The 18,221-nt window shown below is 64.6% G+C and carries 18 protein-coding genes; 9 read left to right on the forward strand and 9 right to left on the reverse strand.

What is annotated here, in order from left to right; translation table 11 throughout:
- Nucleotides 1–6 precede the first annotated feature (6 nt).
- The gene (locus tag J4D52_RS07015) at nt 7–957 is read right to left on the reverse strand and encodes a choline sulfate utilization transcriptional regulator (protein ID WP_025806854.1); all 951 of its coding nucleotides are present in this window, start codon (nt 955–957) and stop codon (nt 7–9) included.
- A 114-nt stretch (nt 958–1,071) separates the two neighbouring features.
- Here J4D52_RS07015 and betC point away from each other — a divergent pair, with 114 nt between their 5' ends.
- The 3 genes from betC to J4D52_RS07030 all read left to right on the forward strand — a co-directional run bounded on the left by betC (nt 1,072) and on the right by J4D52_RS07030 (nt 5,270).
- Nucleotides 1,072–2,586 carry a choline-sulfatase gene (gene betC / locus J4D52_RS07020; protein WP_102676293.1) on the forward strand — a complete coding sequence of 505 codons (1,515 nt, stop codon included), beginning with the start codon at nt 1,072–1,074 and terminating at the stop codon, nt 2,584–2,586.
- A 15-nt stretch (nt 2,587–2,601) separates the two neighbouring features.
- Entirely contained in the window at nt 2,602–3,546 is a 945-nt protein-coding gene (gene choX, locus J4D52_RS07025; RefSeq protein ID WP_102676294.1) for a choline ABC transporter substrate-binding protein, read from the forward strand.
- 155 nt (nt 3,547–3,701) lie between these two features.
- Nucleotides 3,702–5,270: a SulP family inorganic anion transporter gene (locus J4D52_RS07030; protein ID WP_102676295.1), complete on the forward strand. Its 1,569-nt coding sequence runs from the start codon at nt 3,702–3,704 to the stop codon at nt 5,268–5,270.
- 120 nt (nt 5,271–5,390) lie between these two features.
- Here J4D52_RS07030 and aroE read toward each other — a convergent pair whose 3' ends face one another.
- Together aroE and hemF are read right to left on the reverse strand one after the other, a co-directional pair.
- Entirely contained in the window at nt 5,391–6,212 is an 822-nt protein-coding gene (aroE, locus tag J4D52_RS07035; protein WP_102676296.1) for a shikimate dehydrogenase, read from the reverse strand.
- A 115-nt stretch (nt 6,213–6,327) separates the two neighbouring features.
- Nucleotides 6,328–7,245 carry an oxygen-dependent coproporphyrinogen oxidase gene (hemF, locus tag J4D52_RS07040; RefSeq protein WP_053276807.1) on the reverse strand — a complete coding sequence of 306 codons (918 nt, stop codon included), beginning with the start codon at nt 7,243–7,245 and terminating at the stop codon, nt 6,328–6,330.
- 168 nt (nt 7,246–7,413) lie between these two features.
- On the opposite strand from hemF, the gene J4D52_RS07045 reads away from it, so the two are divergent.
- Complete coding sequence (locus tag J4D52_RS07045) at nt 7,414–8,391, forward strand: NADPH:quinone reductase (RefSeq protein WP_025806860.1); 978 nt, start codon at nt 7,414–7,416, stop codon at nt 8,389–8,391.
- A 136-nt stretch (nt 8,392–8,527) separates the two neighbouring features.
- On the opposite strand, the gene J4D52_RS07050 is transcribed toward J4D52_RS07045, so the two are convergent.
- From J4D52_RS07050 to J4D52_RS07060, 3 genes are all read right to left on the reverse strand, one after another.
- On the reverse strand, nt 8,528–9,085 hold the full coding sequence (locus J4D52_RS07050) for an L-threonylcarbamoyladenylate synthase (protein ID WP_025806861.1): 558 nt from the start codon (nt 9,083–9,085) through the stop codon (nt 8,528–8,530).
- Between the two features lie 54 nt (nt 9,086–9,139).
- A complete protein-coding gene (gene dprA / locus J4D52_RS07055; RefSeq protein ID WP_102676297.1) occupies nt 9,140–10,249 on the reverse strand; it encodes a DNA-processing protein DprA in 1,110 nt (369 codons plus the stop codon).
- 81 nt (nt 10,250–10,330) lie between these two features.
- Complete coding sequence (locus J4D52_RS07060; RefSeq protein ID WP_063433551.1) at nt 10,331–11,356, reverse strand: LysM peptidoglycan-binding domain-containing protein; 1,026 nt, start codon at nt 11,354–11,356, stop codon at nt 10,331–10,333.
- 152 nt (nt 11,357–11,508) lie between these two features.
- Here J4D52_RS07060 and def point away from each other — a divergent pair, with 152 nt between their 5' ends.
- From def to J4D52_RS07085, 5 genes are all read left to right on the forward strand, one after another.
- Nucleotides 11,509–12,015, forward strand: coding sequence for a peptide deformylase (def, locus tag J4D52_RS07065; protein ID WP_009041482.1), 507 nt, complete (start codon nt 11,509–11,511; stop codon nt 12,013–12,015).
- Between the two features lie 69 nt (nt 12,016–12,084).
- Nucleotides 12,085–13,044, forward strand: coding sequence for a methionyl-tRNA formyltransferase (fmt, locus tag J4D52_RS07070; RefSeq protein WP_102676298.1), 960 nt, complete (start codon nt 12,085–12,087; stop codon nt 13,042–13,044).
- Complete coding sequence (gene rsmB, locus J4D52_RS07075; protein ID WP_025806865.1) at nt 13,041–14,366, forward strand: 16S rRNA (cytosine(967)-C(5))-methyltransferase RsmB; 1,326 nt, start codon at nt 13,041–13,043, stop codon at nt 14,364–14,366. The genes fmt and rsmB overlap by 4 nt, the downstream gene beginning before the upstream one ends.
- A gap of 24 nt (nt 14,367–14,390) precedes the next feature.
- Nucleotides 14,391–15,764: a Trk system potassium transporter TrkA gene (gene trkA, locus J4D52_RS07080; protein WP_023967678.1), complete on the forward strand. Its 1,374-nt coding sequence runs from the start codon at nt 14,391–14,393 to the stop codon at nt 15,762–15,764.
- 144 nt (nt 15,765–15,908) lie between these two features.
- Nucleotides 15,909–16,226 (forward strand): tetratricopeptide repeat protein, encoded by a 318-nt coding sequence (locus J4D52_RS07085; protein ID WP_102676299.1) that lies wholly within the window; start codon nt 15,909–15,911, stop codon nt 16,224–16,226.
- A 149-nt stretch (nt 16,227–16,375) separates the two neighbouring features.
- Here the strand turns inward: J4D52_RS07085 and J4D52_RS07090 are convergent, their stop codons facing one another.
- The 3 genes from J4D52_RS07090 to J4D52_RS07100 all read right to left on the reverse strand — a co-directional run bounded on the left by J4D52_RS07090 (nt 16,376) and on the right by J4D52_RS07100 (nt 18,181).
- Nucleotides 16,376–16,615 carry a pilus assembly protein PilZ gene (locus J4D52_RS07090; RefSeq protein ID WP_025806866.1) on the reverse strand — a complete coding sequence of 80 codons (240 nt, stop codon included), beginning with the start codon at nt 16,613–16,615 and terminating at the stop codon, nt 16,376–16,378.
- 70 nt (nt 16,616–16,685) lie between these two features.
- Complete coding sequence (locus J4D52_RS07095) at nt 16,686–17,573, reverse strand: lysophospholipid acyltransferase (protein WP_023967681.1); 888 nt, start codon at nt 17,571–17,573, stop codon at nt 16,686–16,688.
- A 44-nt stretch (nt 17,574–17,617) separates the two neighbouring features.
- Nucleotides 17,618–18,181, reverse strand: a complete 564-nt coding sequence (locus J4D52_RS07100) for a DNA-3-methyladenine glycosylase I (RefSeq protein ID WP_102676300.1) — start codon at nt 18,179–18,181, stop codon at nt 17,618–17,620.
- Nucleotides 18,182–18,221: the final 40 nt, after the last annotated feature.

Raw genomic sequence — 18,221 nt, forward strand, 5'->3', positions numbered from 1 at the left:
TTGATCTCAGATCGCAATCGAAGGCAACCCCAACCCGGTCAGGGATTGCGCGCTGTCGGCCTGCTCGGCCATCAACCAGTCAAAGAACCGCTGGATCAGCGCCCCGCGACGTTTGCGCTGGGGCAGGACCACGTAATAGCCGTAGCGGGAAATCACCGTTTCGCTGATCGGCCGGCACAACAGACCTTGCGCCAGCAGGTTATCCACAAGGTGGCGCCAACCGATGGCCACGCCCTGGCCGCCGATCGCCGCCTGGATCAGCAGGGTGTAGTTGTCGAAACGCAGCTGCCCCGGCGCCGGCGGGGTGGTGATCCCCAACTCGCGGAACACACCGCTCCAGTCGAACCAGTGGCTGCTGTTTTCCCCCTTCAGGTGCAGCAGCGGGAACTCCAGCAGCGACTGGGCGCCGAGGGGCAGTGGCCGTTCCTTGAGCAGCAGTGGGCTGCACACCGGAAACACCTCTTCATTGAACAGCCAATGGCTTTCCCCCTGCTTGAAACGGCCATCGCCAAACAGCACCGCCACGTCGATATCGCTGCGCAGCATGTTGTGGCTGCGCTCGCTGGTGACCAGGCTCACGTCCACCTGTGGATTGGCGGCATGGAAGCGGTGCAGGCGCGGCATCAGCCAGTAGGCGGCAAAGGCGAAGTCGGTGGCCACCTGCAGCACCTCATGCTGATGCTGGGCGGTGATGGCGCTCAGGCCGTTGTCGATGCTCTGCAAGCCGGCCTGCACCTGTTCGAACAACTGGCTGCCGGCCTCGGTCAGTTCGATGCCACGGTAGATGCGGTCGAACAGCCGGGTGCCGAGCTGCTCCTCCAACCGCTTGATCTGCTGGCTGATGGCCGGTTGGGTGGTGCCCAGCTCCACTGCCGCGGCGGTAAAGCTGCGCTGGCGCGCCGCCGCCTCGAATACGCGGAACAGGTCCAGGGACAGGTCGCCAAGCGCTTCATACATAAGCTGTGCTTATCCTAGTCATTGCCGTACATGGGCTTTACCGCGAAAGCCACGGGTTACATGCTCGATCGCAGCACTTTCGCATAACTGCCTACTATGGAATGCCGCGAATACATGAAGCGCAAGAACATTCTTTTCATCATGGCCGATCAGATGGCCGCGCCAATGTTGCCGTTCTACGGTCCATCGCCCATCAAGCTGCCGCACCTGAACCGTCTCGCCGAGCAAGGCGTGGTGTTCGACGCCGCCTACTGCAACAGCCCGCTGTGCGCGCCCTCGCGTTTCACCCTGGTCAGCGGCCAGTTGCCGAGCAAGATCGGCGCCTATGACAACGCCGCCGACTTCCCCGCCGATGTCCCTACCTACGCCCATTACCTGCGCCGCCTGGGCTACCGCACCGCGCTGTCGGGCAAGATGCATTTCTGCGGCCCGGACCAGTTGCACGGTTACGAAGAACGCCTGACCAGCGATATCTACCCGGCCGACTATGGCTGGGCAGTGAACTGGGACGAGCCGGACGTGCGCCCGAGCTGGTACCACAACATGTCCTCGGTGCTGCAGGCCGGGCCATGCGTGCGCACCAATCAGCTGGATTTCGACGAAGAGGTGGTGTTCAAGGCCCGCCAGTACCTGTTCGATCACGTTCGCGAAGACGGCGACCAGCCGTTCTGCCTGACTGTGTCGATGACCCACCCGCACGACCCCTACACCATTCCCAAAGCCTTCTGGGACCTGTACCGCGACGAGGATATTCCGCTGCCGCAGACCCCGGCCCAGGCCGAGCTCGACCCGCATTCCCAGCGCCTGCTCAAGGTCTACGACCTGTGGGACAAGCCGCTGCCTGTGGATAAGATTCGCGACGCGCGTCGCGCCTATTTCGGCGCATGCAGCTATATCGACAGCAACGTCGGCAAACTCCTGGAAACCCTGGAGGAAACCGGGCTGATCGACGACACCATCATCGTTTTCTCCGGCGACCACGGCGACATGCTCGGCGAGCGCGGCCTCTGGTACAAAATGCACTGGTTCGAAATGGCCGCGCGGGTGCCGCTGCTGGTCAGCGCGCCGGGGCAGTTCGCCGCTGGCCGGGTGGGCCAGGCGGTCTCGACCGCCGACCTGCTGCCGACCCTGGTGGAACTGGCCGGTGGCCAACTGCAACCGGGCCTGGCGCTGGATGGCCGTTCCCTGGTGCCGCACCTGCAAGGGCAGGGCGGGCATGACGAAGTCTTCGGCGAATACATGGCCGAAGGCACCATCGGCCCGCTGATGATGATTCGTCGCGGCCGCTACAAGTTCATCTACAGCGAAGACGACCCGTGCCTGCTGTTCGATGTGGCCAACGATCCGCGCGAGCAGGAAGAACTCAGCCAATCACCGCAACATCGCCAGCTATTCGAGGATTTTCTCCGCGAAGCCCGGGCCAAATGGGATATCCCGCACATTCATCAACAGGTACTCGCCAGCCAGCGCCGCCGTCGCTTCGTCGCAGGCGCCTTGAGCCTCGGCAAACTGAAGAGCTGGGACCACCAGCCACTGGTCGACGCCAGCCAGCAATACATGCGCAACCACATCGATCTCGACGATCTGGAGCGCAAAGCTCGTTATCCACAACCCTGCCAAAACCAATAACGTAAGGGGAAGAGCATGCAAAGGTTATCCACAGCAGTGACGGCCGCGCTTCTGGCGCTGGGCAGTGCTTCGATCCCGGCCCTGGCCTGGGCCGAACAGGGGTGCGAGACCGTGAAGATGGCCGACCCGGGCTGGAGCGACATCGCCGCCACCAACGCCATCGCCGGTTTCCTGTTGGACGGTATGGGCTACAAGGCCAAGGTCGATACCCTGGCGGTGCCGATCACCTTCGGCGGGCTCAAGGACGGCCAGGTGGATGTGTTCCTGGGCAACTGGATGCCGGCGCAGCAGGGCTTCTACGACAAGTTCGTGGCCAATGGCGATGTCACCCAGTTGGCGAAGAACCTGGACGGCACCGAGTTCACCCTGGCGGTGCCGGATTACGTCTGGGACGCCGGCGTGCATGACTTCAACGACCTGAACAAATACGCCGAGCTACACCCAAAAGAAGTCGACAAAAAGCTCTACGGCATCGGCTCCGGGGCCCCGGCCAACCTGTCGTTGCAGGAGATCATCAAGAAGAACGACTTCGACCTCGGCCAGTGGAAGCTGATCGAGTCCAGCGAACAGGCGATGCTCGCCGAAGTCTCGCGGGCGGTGAAAAGGCAGAAGTTCGTCACCTTCCTCGGCTGGACCCCGCACCCGATGAACGTGCAGCTGAAAATGCATTACCTCAAGGGAGGCGAGAAGTACTTCGGCAACACCGGCAGCGTCTACACCCTGACCCGCAAGGGTTATGCACAGGCCTGCCCGAACGTCGGCAAACTGCTGAGCAACCTGAGCTTCACCCAGGAAATGGAGAACAGCATCATGGCCGAGGTGGCCAACAAGAAGGTCAGCAACCTGGATGCAGCCAAGACCTGGATCAAGGCCAACCCGGCGGTGCTGGACAAGTGGCTGGACGGGGTGAAGACCCTCGACGGCAAGGATGCGCTGCCGGCGGTGCAGGCCAAGTTATAGGCAGGCCCGGCCCTATCGCGAGCAAGCTCGCTCCTACATGGATCATTCAATTCTCTGTAGGAGCGAGCTTGCTCGCGAAAAGATCTCACCCCTTGCACCACGTCAACTGACACTCCACCCTGACGCCTTTCGCCCCATCCCGACCGCGAGGACCCATGGCCTGGCCCAATCGCCATTCACTCTTGCCCTTCCTGAGCTGGCTACCGCGGCAGACCCGCGCCAGCGTCGGGCGCGACCTGCTGGTAGGCCTGAGCGGCGCCATCCTCGCCCTGCCGCAATCCATCGCCTACGCCCTGATCGCCGGCCTGCCGCCGGAATACGGCCTGTATGCCGCCGTCGTCCCGGTGCTGATCGCCTGCCTCTGGGGTTCCTCCTGGCACCTGATCTGTGGCCCGACCGCGGCGATCTCCATCGTCCTCTACGCCAGCGTCAGCCCCCTGGCGGTGCCGGCGTCCCAGGACTACATCACCCTGATCCTGTTGCTGACCCTGCTCGCCGGCCTGTTCCAGTGGCTATTGGGGCTGTTGCGCTTCGGCGCGCTGGTGAACTTCGTGTCCCACTCGGTGGTGCTCGGCTTCACCCTCGGCGCCGCGGTGGTGATCGCCCTGGGGCAGTTGCCCAACCTGCTGGGCCTGGACTTGCCGAGCGAGGCCACCGCGCTGAACAGCCTGACCTCGCTGTTCGCCCATCTCGATGCCGTGGATAAACCCTCGCTGATCCTCGGCCTGGGCACGCTGGTCGTCGGCCTGGCCCTGAAACTGCTGGTGCCGCGCTGGCCGTCGCTGCTGATCAGCCTGATCCTCAGCGCTCTGGTGGTGTGGCTGTGGCCGGCGCTGTTCGGCCAGGTGAAGCTGGTCAGCGCCTTTACCGGGCGGCTGCCGCCGTTCAGTCCGCTGCCGCTGGATCTGGACATGATCCTGCGCCTGCTGCCCAGCGCCGTGGCGGTGGGCATGCTGGGGCTGGTGACCAGCCTGTCGATCGCCCGCTCGCTGTCGGCGCGCTCCGAGCAGTTGCTCGATGCCAACCAGGAAGTCCGCGCCCAGGGCCTGTCGAATATCGTCGGCGCGTTCTTCTCCGGCTACCTGTCGTCCGGCTCCTTCACCCGTTCCGGCCTGAGCTACGAAGCCGGCGCCTGTTCGCCCCTGGCGGGGGTGTTCTCGGCGCTGTGGGTGGCCTTGTTCGCCGTGGCCGGCGCGGCGCTGATCGCCCATATCCCGATCCCGGCCATGGCCGGGAGCATCCTGCTGATCTGCTGGGGGTTGGTGGATCATCACGGCATTCGCGCGCTGTTCCGGGTCAGCCGCGCCGAGTTCGTGGTGATGAGCCTGACCTGTGTCGCCACCTTGCTGTTGGAGTTGCAGACGGCGATCTATGCCGGGGTCCTGGCATCGCTGTTCTTCTACCTCAAGCGCACCTCGCAACCGCGCGTGCAGCATGGCCGGGAAGGCGACGAGGACATCCTGCGGGTCGGCGGCTCGATCTTTTTCGGCGCCAGCCACTACCTGCAAGTGCGCATGCAGCGCTGCCATGCGCCACGCCTGGTGATCGACGCCCGGCAGATCAACTTCATAGACTATTCCGGGGTGGCCATGCTGCACCAGGAAGCCCGCCGCCTGCTGCGGCAGAACCGCAGCCTGACCCTGCGCCGCGCGCGCGCGTCGGTGATCGAAGAGTTGAGAAAGCTCGAAGGCGCGGAGAAATGCCCGATCCGGTTTGAGGATTGATCGCGGACAAGCCTCGCTCCTACAGGTTCGTGTCGAACCTCAATGTTGTGTACGACACAATTCCGTAGGAGCGAGCGGGCGGCGATCCGACTTGCCCGCGATGAACGATGACGCGGTGCCTCAGAGCGCCAGCTGGCGCCGCAGCTCCGCCAGCACCGGCGCGGTGTCCGGGCGCACGCCGCGCCACAGGAAGAAGGCTTCCGCCGCCTGTTCGGCGAGCATACCCAGGCCATCCATGGAAATCGCCGCACCGTATTGGCTGGCCCAACGACAGAAGGCGGTCGGCTCCTTGCCATACATCATGTCGTAGCACACAGTCCTACCCGGCTCGATCAGGCTGGCGGCGATCGGCGGCACGTCGCCAGTGAGGCTGGCCGAGGTGGCATTGATGATCAGGTCCACGGGCTCGCGCAGCCAGTCGAAACCACTGGCGGACACCGGCCCCAGGTCGCCGAACAGCTCGGCCAGCAGTTCGGCCTTTTCCACCGTGCGGTTGGCGATGATCACCGACGCCGGCTGCTCCGCCAGCAGCGGCTCCAGCGCGCCACGCACCGCGCCACCGGCACCCAACAGCAGAATGCGTTTGCCCTTGAGGCTGAAGCCGGCGTTGACCGTAAGGTCGCGCACCAGGCCGGCGCCGTCGGTGTTGTCGCCCAACAGGCTGCCATCGGCGAGCTTGCTCAAGGTGTTCACCGCGCCGGCGCGCTGGGCGCGGGCGGTCAGGCTGTCGGCCAGGCGATAGGCGTCTTCCTTGAACGGCACCGTGACGTTGGCGCCACGCCCGTCGACGAAGAACCCGCGGGCACAGCCGGCGAAATCGTCGAGGGGCGCCAGCAGGGTGGTGTAGACCAGCCGCTGCGCCGTCTGCTCGGCGAACAGCCGATGAATCAGCGGCGACTTGCTGTGGCCGATCGGGTTACCAAAAACGACGTACTGATCCATCCAATAAAACCCTCATGCACGCCCCTGAAGGAGCCAGCTTGCTGGCCGACAGGGGCGCTACGCTGTTCTGTTCAATCGCATTATCGTCCAGCGCCGGCCAGCCGGCTGCAACGCTTTACGCGGAGCCCGCCAGCCAGTCGCGGTCCTGCAGGAAATATTCGGTCAGGCGCGCTTCTTCGCTGCCCGGCTCGGCTTTCCAGTCGTAGCCCCAACGGACCTGCGGCGGCAGGGACATGAGAATCGACTCGGTACGCCCGCCCGATTGCAGGCCGAACAGGGTGCCGCGGTCGTAGACCAGGTTGAATTCGACATAACGGCCGCGACGGTATTCCTGGAACTCGCGCTGCTTCTCGGTATAAGCCAGGGCCTTGCGGCGCTGGACGATCGGCAGGTAGGCCTCGAGGTAGGCGTCGCCGATGGCGCGCATGAAGGCGAAGCTGGTGTCGAAGTCCCACTCGTTGAGGTCGTCGAAGAACAGGCCGCCGATGCCGCGTGGTTCATTGCGATGCTTGATGTGGAAGTAGCTGTCGCACCAGGCCTTGTAGCGCGGGTAGACGTCCGGGCCGAACGGCGCACAGGCCTTTTCCGCGACGCGGTGCCAGTGCACACAGTCATCGATGTTGGCGTAGTAGGGGGTCAGGTCGAAACCGCCGCCGAACCACCAGACCGGCTCTTCGCCTTCTTTTTCAGCGATGAAGAACCTTACGTTGGCATGGGAAGTCGGCACATGGGGGTTGTGCGGGTGGATCACCAGCGACACGCCCAGCGCCTCGAAGCCACGGCCGGCCAGTTCGGGCCGGTGGGCGCTGGCGGACGGCGGCAAGCCGCTGCCGAACACGTGGGAAAAGTTGACACCGCCTTTCTCGATCACCGTACCGTCGGCAATCACCCGGGTGCGCCCGCCACCGCCGGCCGGTCGGGTCCAGGCGTCTTCGACGAAGCGCGTACCGCCGTCTTCGGCTTCCAGGGCAGCGCAAATGCGGTCTTGCAGGTCGAGCAGGTAGGCTTTTACGGCCTCGGTGCGGGTAGTCATGGCATCACCTTGAATCGGGCAAAGCTACGCGGCGCCAGGGATACAGCAGGGGGCCTGCGCAAATGGGCGCGTAGCATAACACTGCGCGGGGGCCGGTCGCAGTTGACGGCGGTCAAGCATAGGAGTCCGATAAGGCACTTTCGCGACACGACCGAGGAGAGATTGCAGATGGCCAAACGTATCCAGTTCCGGGCCCATGGCGGCCCGGAAGTACTCGAGTATGTGGATTACCAACCCGCCGAACCGGGCCCGCAACAGGTCCGCGTGAGCAACAAGGCCATCGGCCTGAACTTCATCGACACCTACTACCGCAGCGGTCTCTACGCGCCACCGGCCTTGCCATCGGGCCTGGGCGCCGAGGGGGCCGGGGTGGTCGAGGCGGTGGGCAGCGCCGTGACCCGCTTCAAGGTCGGCGATCGCGTGGCCTATGGCAGCGGCCCGCTGGGCGCCTACAGCGAGGTGCATGTGCTGCCCGCGGACAATCTGGTGCACCTGCCGGACAGCATCAGCTTCGAACAGGCGGCCGGGGTGATGCTCAAGGGCCTGACCGTGCAGTACCTGCTGCGCCAGACCTATGAGCTCAAGGGCGGCGAAACCGTGCTGTTCCACGCGGCCGCCGGCGGCGTCGGGCTGCTCGCCTGCCAGTGGGCCAAGGCCTTGGGGGTGAAGCTGATCGGCACCGTCAGCTCGCCGGAAAAAGCCGCGCTGGCAAAATCCCTCGGCGCCTGGGAAACCATCGACTACAGCCATGAAGACGTGGCCAAGCGTGTGCTGGAGCTGACCGACGGCAAGAAATGCCCGGTGGTCTACGATGGCGTAGGCAAGGACACCTGGCTGACCTCGCTGGACTGCCTGCAGCCACGGGGCCTGATGGTCAGCTTCGGCAACGCCTCGGGCGCGGTGGAGGGGGTCAACCTGGGCATCCTGGCGGCCAAGGGCTCGCTGTACGTCACCCGTCCGACCCTGGGCACCTACGCCAACAACGCCGAGAACCTGCAGGCCATGGCCGACGACCTGTTCGGCATGATCGCCAGCGGCAAGCTGAAGATCGAGATCGGCCAGCGTTATCCACTGGCGGACGCGGCGAAGGCGCAGACCGAACTGTCGGCGCGACGCACTACGGGTTCGACCATTCTGCTGCCTTGAAATGCATCGCGGGCAAGTCGGATCGCCGCCCGCTCGCTCCTACGGGTTCGTGTCGAACCCAATGCCGTGTACCACAGGGTTGCGTAGGAGCAGGGGGGACGCCTAGTCCTTGCCCGCGATAAACGATGACGCGGTGTTAGGCCGGACGCACGATCCTGCCGCTCACCAGGTCGCGGATCAGGCTCGGGTTCCTGCGTCCGCCCAGGTTGCCGCCCAGGACCATGTCCAGTTGCCCGCGGAAATACTGCTCGACGCGAATCCGCGTGCGCGCGGCCGGGCGCCCCTGGGGGTTGGCCGAAGTGGAAATCAGCGGCCCCACCAACGCGCACAACTCTCGCACCACTGGATGATCGCTGACCCGCAAGGCTACGGTGTCATGGACCCCGGTGACCCATTCCGGCAACAGATTCTGATGGGGCACCAGCCAGGTGTTCGGGCCCGGCCAGGTGCTGGCCATGCGATCGAGCCATTCCTGGGGGAAGTCCTCGAAGAGAAAATCGAACTGGCGGATGTTGTCGGCGATCAGGATCAGGCCCTTGTCCACGGAGCGCGACTTGATGGCCAGCAACCGGTCCACCGCCTCTTCGTTCCACGGGTCGCACCCCAACCCCCAGACTGCTTCGGTTGGATAGGCAATCACCGCCCCTGCGCGAATTTCTCGTGCGGCTTGTTGCACACGCCAACTGCTGACCATTGCTGACTCTCCGGATTAAGGCTGTGCGCAGTTTACCGATCCTGCCTATAAAGCCTAGCCTTTTGCCCGGGCATACCAGCAGCCTGCTTCACATACCGCATGGCCCTCCAGCTCCAGTTCCGTAAGCGCCGCCAGCACCCTGGACAGGCTCAAGCCACTGGCCTCCACCAGGCCCTCGCTGGTCTGCGGCGCGGCGTGCAACAGCGCCAGCAACGGGTGAGCGGGCGCGGCCGTTGGCGGGGCTGTGGATAACGGCAGCCGTTGCCAGCCACGCAAGGCTTCGAGGATATGTTCGATGGTCTCCACCAGCACCGCGCCATCGCGAATCAGCTGATGACAGCCCCGGGCCCCGGGGTGATGAATCGACCCCGGTATCGCATACACCTCGCGGCCTTGCTCGGCGGCGAGCCGGGCGGTGATCAACGAACCGCTGGCGACGCTGGCCTCCACCACCAACACGCCAAGGGACAGGCCGCTGATGATCCGGTTGCGCCGGGGAAAGTGGCTGGCGTGGGGCCCGGTCTCCAGCGGGAACTCGGAAACCAGCGCGCTGCCCTGGGCGATCATGGCATCGGCCAGGCGCCGATTGCGCTGTGGATAAAATTTTTCCAGGCCGGTGCCCAGTACGCCGACGGTCTGCCCACCGACCTCCAGGGCGGCCTGGTGCGCCGCACCATCGATCCCCAGCGCCAGGCCGCTGGTGATGACAAAACCGGCGGCGGCCAGGCTGCGGGAAAAGGCCGCGGCGGTGTCCATGCCGGGCCTCGAAGCGCGACGGCTGCCGACCACCGCCAACTGCGGTTTTTCCAGGATCCGCGGATCGCCGGCGACAAACAGCAGCGGCGGCGCATCGGCAATTTCATTCAGCAGTGGCGGGTAGTCAGGCTGGTCCCACATCAGTAAATGCTGGCCCGGACGCTCCAGCCAAGCCAATGCACGGCTGGCGCCATCGCGCACCTCGGCGTTGCGCCGGGCCTCAGCCGCGCCCGCCGGCAGGCCCAGCGCATGCCAGGCACTGGCCGGCGCGCTGATGGCCTTGGAGGCCGAACCGAAGGCTTCGAGCAGCAAATGAAAACGCTTCGGACCGAAGTCCGGCAAACGGTGCAAGCGTAGACGGGCTTCCAGTTCCGCGGGGGAAACCGGAGCCTGGGCAGGCAGTGACATGGGATCATCCTTGATCGTTATAAGCCCAGCTGAAGCAGGAATAAGCTGTGGATAACTCTGTTGGTAACTTGTTGACGGGTTTTACGGGTTACGCACTTTGTCCATGATCGCCAGGGAGCGGGAAGCGTTGAGCACCAGGCCGTAGCTGAGCTTGTCGTAGGTGCGGAAAACCATCAGCAGGCCGGCCCGCTCATCCGGCATCTTCACCTGGCCGCCGGCCACCCGATCGCGCACGGTTTCACCGGTTTTCAGCACCGCCAGCACATTGCCTTCAGCCAGGCCATCGCGCCGCCCCTTGTTCAGCGTCACCACGTCCAGCGCGCCGATCTGGGTGACGCCCCGTGGCACGTCGATGATCAGGCCCTCGACCGCCCGGCTCGGCGGACTGGGAACAAAGGTCGAGTTGATGACCCGCGGCTCGCCGCTGAACAAGCGGTCGCCCAGGCGTACTTCCTGGGTGGTGCGCTGCAATTGCAGGGTGGCGATATCGCCCTCGACCGCGACCACCTCGCCGCCGCCGATCTCGTCGGCATTGATTCCCAGCAGTTCGCCGCTCTGCGGGTCGGTGTAGGTCTTGCCCTGGCGGAAGATGCCGTAGGCCGACTGTTCCGGGTCGAAGCGGCCGCGCGCGAAGATCCGGTCGCCGGTGCCGCTGAGCACCCGTTCGGCATCGCCGGCGACTATGTAGGGTGCGCTGTCGAAGGCGTCGGCCCGGTCGAGGATGCGGTTGCTCAGCAGAAAGCTGTCGATGGCCTGCAGCGGAATGGTCGGGATCGCCTCGACCAGCGGCGTGCGGCGCACCTGGGGCGACAGCTTGAGGGTGCCCCGGGAGGCACCGCGTTCCAGGGTCAGGCGCGGCTCACCATTGATCTGTACCAGCGCCAGGGAGTCGCCGGGGTAGATCAAATCGGGGTCGGCAAGGCTGGAATTGGCCTGCCAGAGCGCCGGCCATTGCCAGGGATCGCGCAGAAAGCGGTTGGCGATGCTCCACAAGGTATCGCCCGCCACCACGGTGTAGCGCTGTGGATAACCCTCCCGGAGCGGCACCTGCGCCTGGCCGAAACCGGCCCAGCCCACGAGCAGCAAGGCGAGTAGTGATTTCCTCATGCGGTGAATCCCTTTATTATGTGTACTCGCGTGAAACGCCAGCGCCTGTGCGCTCCCTGCTCCTGACCGAGCACGTTTTACAACGGTTGCCCTTCCAGAACCCGCAAGGCCTCCGACTCCGAACTTACTTCACACGTGTAGCAACTACGCTTATGGCCATTTTAAACATCCTCGAATTCCCCGACTCGCGCCTGCGCACTATCGCCAAACCAGTGGCCGTAGTGGACGACGAAGTGCGTCAGTTGGTCGACGACATGTTTGAAACAATGTATGAGGCGCCCGGCATCGGCCTGGCCGCTACCCAGGTCAACGTGCACAAGCGCATCGTGGTCATGGACCTGTCCGAAGACCGCAGCGAGCCACGGGTGTTCATCAACCCCGAGTTCGAAGCGCTCACCGACGAGATGGGCCAGTATCAGGAAGGCTGCCTGTCGGTACCGGGCTTCTACGAGAACGTCGATCGTCCGCAACGCGTGAAAATCAAGGCCCTGGACCGTGACGGCCAACCTTACGAACTGATCGCCGAAGGCCTGCTCGCGGTGTGCATCCAGCACGAATGCGACCACCTCAACGGCAAATTGTTCGTCGATTATCTGTCCACGCTCAAACGCGACCGGATCAAGAAGAAGCTGGAAAAGCAGCATCGTCAGCAGGCTTGATCCCCTTCTTCCAAAGGCTTGCAGCGGCAAGCCTTTTTCTTTTCTGCGTATTTATTAGCGAGAATTCCCATGACTGAGCCTCTGCGCATCGTCTTTGCCGGCACCCCGGAATTTGCCGCCGAACACCTCAAGGCCCTGCTCGACAGCCCCTACGAGATCGTCGCGGTCTACACCCAGCCGGACCGTCCGGCCGGGCGCGGGCAAAAGCTGATGCCGAGCCCGGTCAAGCAGTTGGCGCTGGAACACGAGATCCCCGTGCTGCAGCCGCCAACCCTGCGCAACCCGGAGGCCCAGGCCGAACTGGCGGCCCTCGCGCCGGACCTGATGGTGGTGGTCGCCTACGGCCTGATCCTGCCGCAGGTAGTGCTGGATATTCCGCGCCTGGGCTGCATCAACAGCCACGCTTCGCTGCTGCCACGCTGGCGCGGGGCAGCGCCGATCCAGCGCGCCGTGGAGGCCGGCGACGCCGAGAGCGGCGTGACCGTGATGCGCATGGAAGCCGGCCTGGACACCGGGCCGATGCTGCTCAAGGTCAGCACCCCGATCAGCGCCGAAGACACCGGCGGCAGCCTGCATGACCGTCTCGCCGAAATGGGCCCGCCAGCCGTGGTCCAGGCCATCGCCGGCCTCGCTGCCGGAACTCTGCAAGGCGAAGTGCAGGACGACAGCCTGGCCACCTACGCCCACAAGCTGAACAAGGACGAAGCACGGATCGACTGGAGCCGCCCGGCGGTGGAACTGGAGCGCCTGGTACGCGCCTTCAACCCCTGGCCAATCTGCCACAGCACGCTGAACGGCGAAGCCCTGAAGGTGCTGGCCGCCAGCCTCGCCGAAGGCAAGGGCGCACCGGGAACCATACTCGGCGCCAGCAAGGACGGCCTGCTCGTCGCCTGCGGTGAGCAGGCGCTGTGCCTGACTCGCCTGCAATTGCCCGGCGGCAAGGCGCTGAATTTCAGCGACCTGTTCAACAGCCGTCGCGAGAAGTTCGCCACCGGCACCGTGCTCGGACAAGCGGCGGACGCCCAATGAACCCGCGTCTGGCCGCCGCCAAGGCCCTGACCTCGGTCCTCAATGGCAAGGCCTCGCTCAACAGCTCGCTGCCGACCCTGCTGGACAAGGTCGAAGTACGCGATCGCGGCTTCACCCAGGACCTGGCTTTCGGCACCGCGCGCTGGCAGCCACGGCTGACGGCGCTGGCAGCCAAGCTGTTGCAGAAGCCGTTCAAGGCGGCCGATGCCGATGTCGAGGCGCTGCTGCTGGTGGGCCTCTATCAATTGCTCTACACCCGCGTCCCGGCGCACGCCGCCATCGGCGAAACCGTGGGCTGCGCCGACAAGCTGAAAAAGCCCTGGGCCAAGGCGCTGATCAATGCCGTGCTGCGCCGCGCCCAACGCGAGAGCGAAGCGCTGTTCGCCGAGCTGGAGCGCGACCCGGTAGTGCGTACCGCCCATCCGCGCTGGCTGCAGAAATCCCTCAAGGCGTTCTGGCCCGAGCAATGGGAAGCCATCTGCGCCGCCAACAACGCCCACCCGCCGATGATCCTGCGGGTCAACCGTCGCCATCATTCCCGCGCGGCCTACCTGCAGCTGTTGAGCGAGGCAGGCGTCGCCGCCAAGCCTTGCGTCTACAGCCAGGACGGCATCGTCCTCGATGAAGCCGCCGACGTGCGCAGCCTGCCGGGCTTCGCCGAAGGCTGGATCAGCGTGCAGGACGAGGCCGCGCAACTGGCCGCCGATCTGCTGGAGCTGGCGCCGGGACAACGGGTTCTGGACGCCTGCTGCGCGCCTGGCGGCAAGACCTGCCACATCCTCGAAGTCGAGCCCGCGCTGGCCGGCGTGGTCGCGGTGGACCTGGAAGCCAAGCGCCTGGTGCGTGTCCAGGAAAACCTCGACCGCCTGGGCCTCCGCGCCGAGCTGATCGCCGCCGACGGCCGCGACACCGCTGCCTGGTGGGACGGCAAGCCGTTCCAGCGCATCCTGCTGGACGCGCCGTGTTCGGCCACCGGGGTGATCCGTCGCCACCCGGATATCAAGCTCACCCGTCAGGCCGACGACATCGCCGCCCTGGCCACCCTGCAAGGCGAGCTGCTGGACACCATGTGGTCGACCCTGGAAGTCGGCGGCATCCTGCTGTATGCCACCTGCTCGACCTTGCCGACCGAAAACACCGAGGTGATCGAGGCTTTCCTGGCCCGTACCCCGGGCGCTCGCGAACTGGACATCGCCGGGCAACTGGGCCAGCCTCCGGCCGGCCTGAAGCAGCCCCACGGTCGCCAGTTGCTGGCGCAAGAGGGCGGCCATGACGGGTTCTACTACGCCAAGCTGATCAAGATTGCCGCCGCGCGCGGTTAAGAAAGGTTCTAAGGGAGTGACTGGATGAAGATCATCATCCTCGGAGCAGGGCAGGTGGGCGGCACGCTGGCAGAGCATCTGGCCAGCGAAGCCAACGACATCACAGTGGTCGACACCGACGGTGATCGCCTGCGCGATCTCGGCGACCGTCTGGACATCCGCACCGTACAGGGCCGCGGTTCGTTCCCGACGGTGCTGCGCCAAGCCGGCGCCGACGATGCCGACATGCTGGTCGCGGTGACCAACAGCGACGAAACCAACATGGTCGCCTGCCAGGTCGCCCACACCTTGTTCCACACCCCGACCAAGATCGCCCGGGTCCGCGAGGCGGCCTACCTGACCCGCGCCGGCCTGTTCGACAACGAGGCGATTCCGGTCGACGTGCTGATCAGCCCGGAACAGGTGGTGACCAACTACATCAAGCGCCTGATCGAACACCCCGGCGCCCTGCAGGTGATCGACTTCGCCGAAGGCAAGGCCCAGCTGGTGGCGGTCAGGGCCTATTACGGCGGGCCGTTGGTGGGGCAGCAACTGCGTCAGCTGCGCGAGCACATGCCCAACGTCGACACCCGCGTCGCGGCGATCTTCCGCCGTGACCGGCCGATCCTGCCCCAGGGCGATACGGTGATCGAAGCCGACGACGAAGTGTTCTTCATCGCCGCCAAGGCCAACATCCGCGCGGTGATGAGCGAGATGCGCCGCCTCGACGAATCCTACAAGCGCATCGTCATCGCCGGTGGCGGACAGATCGGCGAACGCCTGGCCGAAGCCATCGAGAGCCGTTACCAGGTGAAGATCATCGAGATGAACCCGGCGCGTTGCCGCTACCTCTCGGACAACCTCGACAGCACCGTGGTCCTGCAAGGCAGCGCCTCGGACCGCGACCTGCTGATGGAAGAGAATATCGCCGACGCCGATATCTTCCTGGCCCTGACCAACGACGACGAGGCCAACATCATGTCCTCGCTCCTGGCCAAGCGCCTGGGGGCCAAGAAGGTGATGACCATCATCAACAACCCGGCCTATGTCGACCTGATCCAGGGCGGCGATATCGACATCGCCATCAGCCCGCAGCTGGCCACCATCGGCACCCTGCTGGCCCACGTGCGCCGTGGCGATATCGTCAGCGTGCACTCGCTGCGCCGTGGCGCGGCGGAAGCCATCGAGGCGATTGCCCATGGCGATGCCAAATCGAGCAAGGTGATCGGTCGCGCCATCGAGGACATCGCACTGCCGCCAGGCACCACCATCGGCGCGATCATCCGCGACGAGGAAGTGCTGATCGCCCACGACGACACGGTGATCGAGGCCGGCGACCATGTGATTCTGTTCCTTGTGGATAAAAAACATATCCGCGATGTGGAGAAGCTGTTCCATGTGGGGTTGAGCTTTTTCTGACCCGCAATCTGCGTCGTTGGTCCTGGCGCCATCGCGGGCAAGCCTCGTTCCTACGGTCCGCGTAATCTTGTAGGAGCGAGCGGGCGGCGATCCGACTTGCCCGCGATAACGATCCCGCTGACTCCCCTTATCTCGAGGTGCCCTATGCTCGATTCCCTGGAAAAAATGCTCGCCAAGGGCATGGATAACTCGCTGCTGCGTTTCGGCCTGGGCAAGGGGTATCTGGATCTGCACGAGTACGCCAAGGCCGCCGAGCACCTGCAACGCTGCGTCGGTTTCGACCCCAAGTATTCGGCGGCGTGGAAGCTGCTGGGCAAGGCCTATCAGGGCCTAGAGGACTATCCGGCGGCGCGCCAGGCCTGGGAGCAGGGCCTGGAAGCAGCCCGCGGGCATGGCGATAAGCAGGCGGAAAAGGAAATGACGGTGTTTCTCAAGAAGCTCGAGCGCCAGACCAAAGGCTGACTGTAGCCGCTGCCGAGTGAGCGAGGCTGCGATCGACCGCGGAGCGGTCGTAAACCGCAATCTGCCAGACAATCCTGATGCGCAGGTTTAGCGATGACTGCACCCTCGTACGCAACCTCGCAAGCTCGGCAGCGGCTACAGACACGGGGTCAGAGATAACGCAGGCCGATCCCCTCGGCATCCACCAGCACCACTTCCATCTTCACCCGCGGGGCGCTCATCGGCAGGCCTTGCACCTGGCCGTAAACCACCGCGCCCTTGGGCAGCGCCGCCAATGCCGGGTGCTGGACGTAGACCCCGCTGGCGGACAGGTTGCGCGTCTGGCCCAGGCATTCGCCGAAGCTTTCGTGCTGGATCTTGATCCTCAGGGATTTGCGCGAATCGGGCATATGCTGTGCTCTGCTTCAGCCTTTGTGGATAACCTTGGGCGAAAGGTTATCCACAGATCGTGCCAGGCGGTCAGTACCAGCGTTCTTCGCCGGCCGGACGTTTCTTGAAACGCTTCATGCTCCACATATACTGGCTCGGATAAGCCCGCACATAGCGCTCGACCACCTGGCTCATCGCCGCGCAGGAGGTCTCGGTATCGGTGCTGTACATCGCATCCGGCGCGGCTTCGAGGATCACCTTGTAGCCCGAACCGTCGGGCAGGCGCAGCGCATGCAGGAACACCCCGACCGCCTTGCCGCCGGCGAGCATGTTCGGCACGAACTTGCTGGTCAGCGCCTTGGTGGCGAAGAAGGGCACGAAGATCCCGGCGGATTCGGCCGGTTCCGGGTCGGCGGGAATGCCCACCGCACCACCTTTGCGCACTTCCTTGATGACGCTGAGGATGCCTTCCTTGGTAGACGGCGCCACGCGGTTGCCCAGTTGTACCCGCTGTTTCTGCAGCAGGTCGTCCACCGCCTTGAGCTTCGGCGGGCGGTAGAAAATGATCGGTTTGCACTGGCTGCAATAGAAGTGGTTGAGCACTTCCCAGTTGCCCAGGTGGCTGGTGATGCCGACCACGCCTTTGCCCGACGCCAGCGCCTCTTGCAGCACCTCGAGGCCCTCGACTTCACGCACCAGGGCGATCGAGCGCTCGGCCGGCCAGATCCAGGCGCAGGCGCTTTCGGTCAGGGACTTGCCGATGTCTTTCAGGCTCTGGCCGACCAGACGCTCGCGTTCGGCGGCGTCCATCTGCGGAAAGCACTTGGCCAGGTTGATCCGCACCACATCGCGGGAACGGTTGGGGGTCTTCCACATGATCCAGCCGATGGCCGAACCGACCGCCTGCACCGCGCGCCAGGGCAGCAGGGCAAACAATCGCAGAGCGCCTACCAGCAGGGCGCCTTTAAACTTATCCACAGGTGACTCCTGATATCCGGGTCATGAACCTTGTCGCAAGCCGGTTATTCTAACCGCCCGTTTGCCAGGATGGCGTAGCGATCGCAATCGCGGGTGTGATCCATGACCATGCCCGAAGCCTGCATCAGCGCATAACAGATGGTCGGACCGACAAAGGTGAAGCCGGCCTTTTTCAGCCCCTTGCTCATCGCCTCGGCCTCTGGGGTCACCGCCGGGACCTCGCTGCGGTCCTTGAAATGATTGACCCTGGGCACCCCGTCGACGAACGACCAGAGGAATTCCACCGGGTCCTCCAGCGCCATCCAGGCCTGGGCATTGCGCCGGGCGGCAGCGAGTTTCAGGCGGTTGCGGATGATCCCGGGATCGAGCATCAACTCGTCGATTTGTGCATCGCTCATCTGTGCCACGCGTTGCACATCGAAGCCGAACAGCACCTGGCGATAACGCTCGCGCTTCTTCAGGACGGTGATCCAGGACAGGCCGGCCTGGAACCCTTCGAGCAATAACAACTCGAACAAACGCTGCGCATCGCGTAGCGGCACGCCCCACTCCTGATCGTGGTACGCCATGTACAGGGGATCTTCGTTGCACCAAAAGCAGCGTGGCATAAGGCTCCAGTGGGCGTGCACACAACTGAATCGGGTATAC

It is taken from the genome of Pseudomonas sp. GW460-12-10-14-TSB1 (genome assembly GCF_017349775.1).
GTDB classification, from domain to species: domain Bacteria; phylum Pseudomonadota; class Gammaproteobacteria; order Pseudomonadales; family Pseudomonadaceae; genus Aquipseudomonas; species Aquipseudomonas piscium.

Coding starts and splice junctions, on each gene's coding strand:
- aroE (WP_102676296.1), bottom strand. CDS start 6,212: ATGGATCAGTACGTCGTTTTTGGTAACCCGATCGGCCACAGCAAGTCG.
- dprA (WP_102676297.1), bottom strand. CDS start 10,249: ATGTCACTGCCTGCCCAGGCTCCGGTTTCCCCCGCGGAACTGGAAGCC.
- betC (WP_102676293.1), top strand. CDS start 1,072: ATGAAGCGCAAGAACATTCTTTTCATCATGGCCGATCAGATGGCCGCG.
- J4D52_RS07050 (WP_025806861.1), bottom strand. CDS start 9,085: ATGGTCAGCAGTTGGCGTGTGCAACAAGCCGCACGAGAAATTCGCGCA.
- J4D52_RS07090 (WP_025806866.1), bottom strand. CDS start 16,615: ATGCCCGATTCGCGCAAATCCCTGAGGATCAAGATCCAGCACGAAAGC.
- fmt (WP_102676298.1), top strand. CDS start 12,085: ATGACTGAGCCTCTGCGCATCGTCTTTGCCGGCACCCCGGAATTTGCC.
- hemF (WP_053276807.1), bottom strand. CDS start 7,245: ATGACTACCCGCACCGAGGCCGTAAAAGCCTACCTGCTCGACCTGCAA.
- rsmB (WP_025806865.1), top strand. CDS start 13,041: ATGAACCCGCGTCTGGCCGCCGCCAAGGCCCTGACCTCGGTCCTCAAT.
- def (WP_009041482.1), top strand. CDS start 11,509: ATGGCCATTTTAAACATCCTCGAATTCCCCGACTCGCGCCTGCGCACT.
- J4D52_RS07045 (WP_025806860.1), top strand. CDS start 7,414: ATGGCCAAACGTATCCAGTTCCGGGCCCATGGCGGCCCGGAAGTACTC.
- choX (WP_102676294.1), top strand. CDS start 2,602: ATGCAAAGGTTATCCACAGCAGTGACGGCCGCGCTTCTGGCGCTGGGC.
- J4D52_RS07060 (WP_063433551.1), bottom strand. CDS start 11,356: ATGAGGAAATCACTACTCGCCTTGCTGCTCGTGGGCTGGGCCGGTTTC.
- trkA (WP_023967678.1), top strand. CDS start 14,391: ATGAAGATCATCATCCTCGGAGCAGGGCAGGTGGGCGGCACGCTGGCA.
- J4D52_RS07100 (WP_102676300.1), bottom strand. CDS start 18,181: ATGCCACGCTGCTTTTGGTGCAACGAAGATCCCCTGTACATGGCGTAC.
- J4D52_RS07015 (WP_025806854.1), bottom strand. CDS start 957: ATGTATGAAGCGCTTGGCGACCTGTCCCTGGACCTGTTCCGCGTATTC.
- J4D52_RS07085 (WP_102676299.1), top strand. CDS start 15,909: ATGCTCGATTCCCTGGAAAAAATGCTCGCCAAGGGCATGGATAACTCG.
- J4D52_RS07030 (WP_102676295.1), top strand. CDS start 3,702: ATGGCCTGGCCCAATCGCCATTCACTCTTGCCCTTCCTGAGCTGGCTA.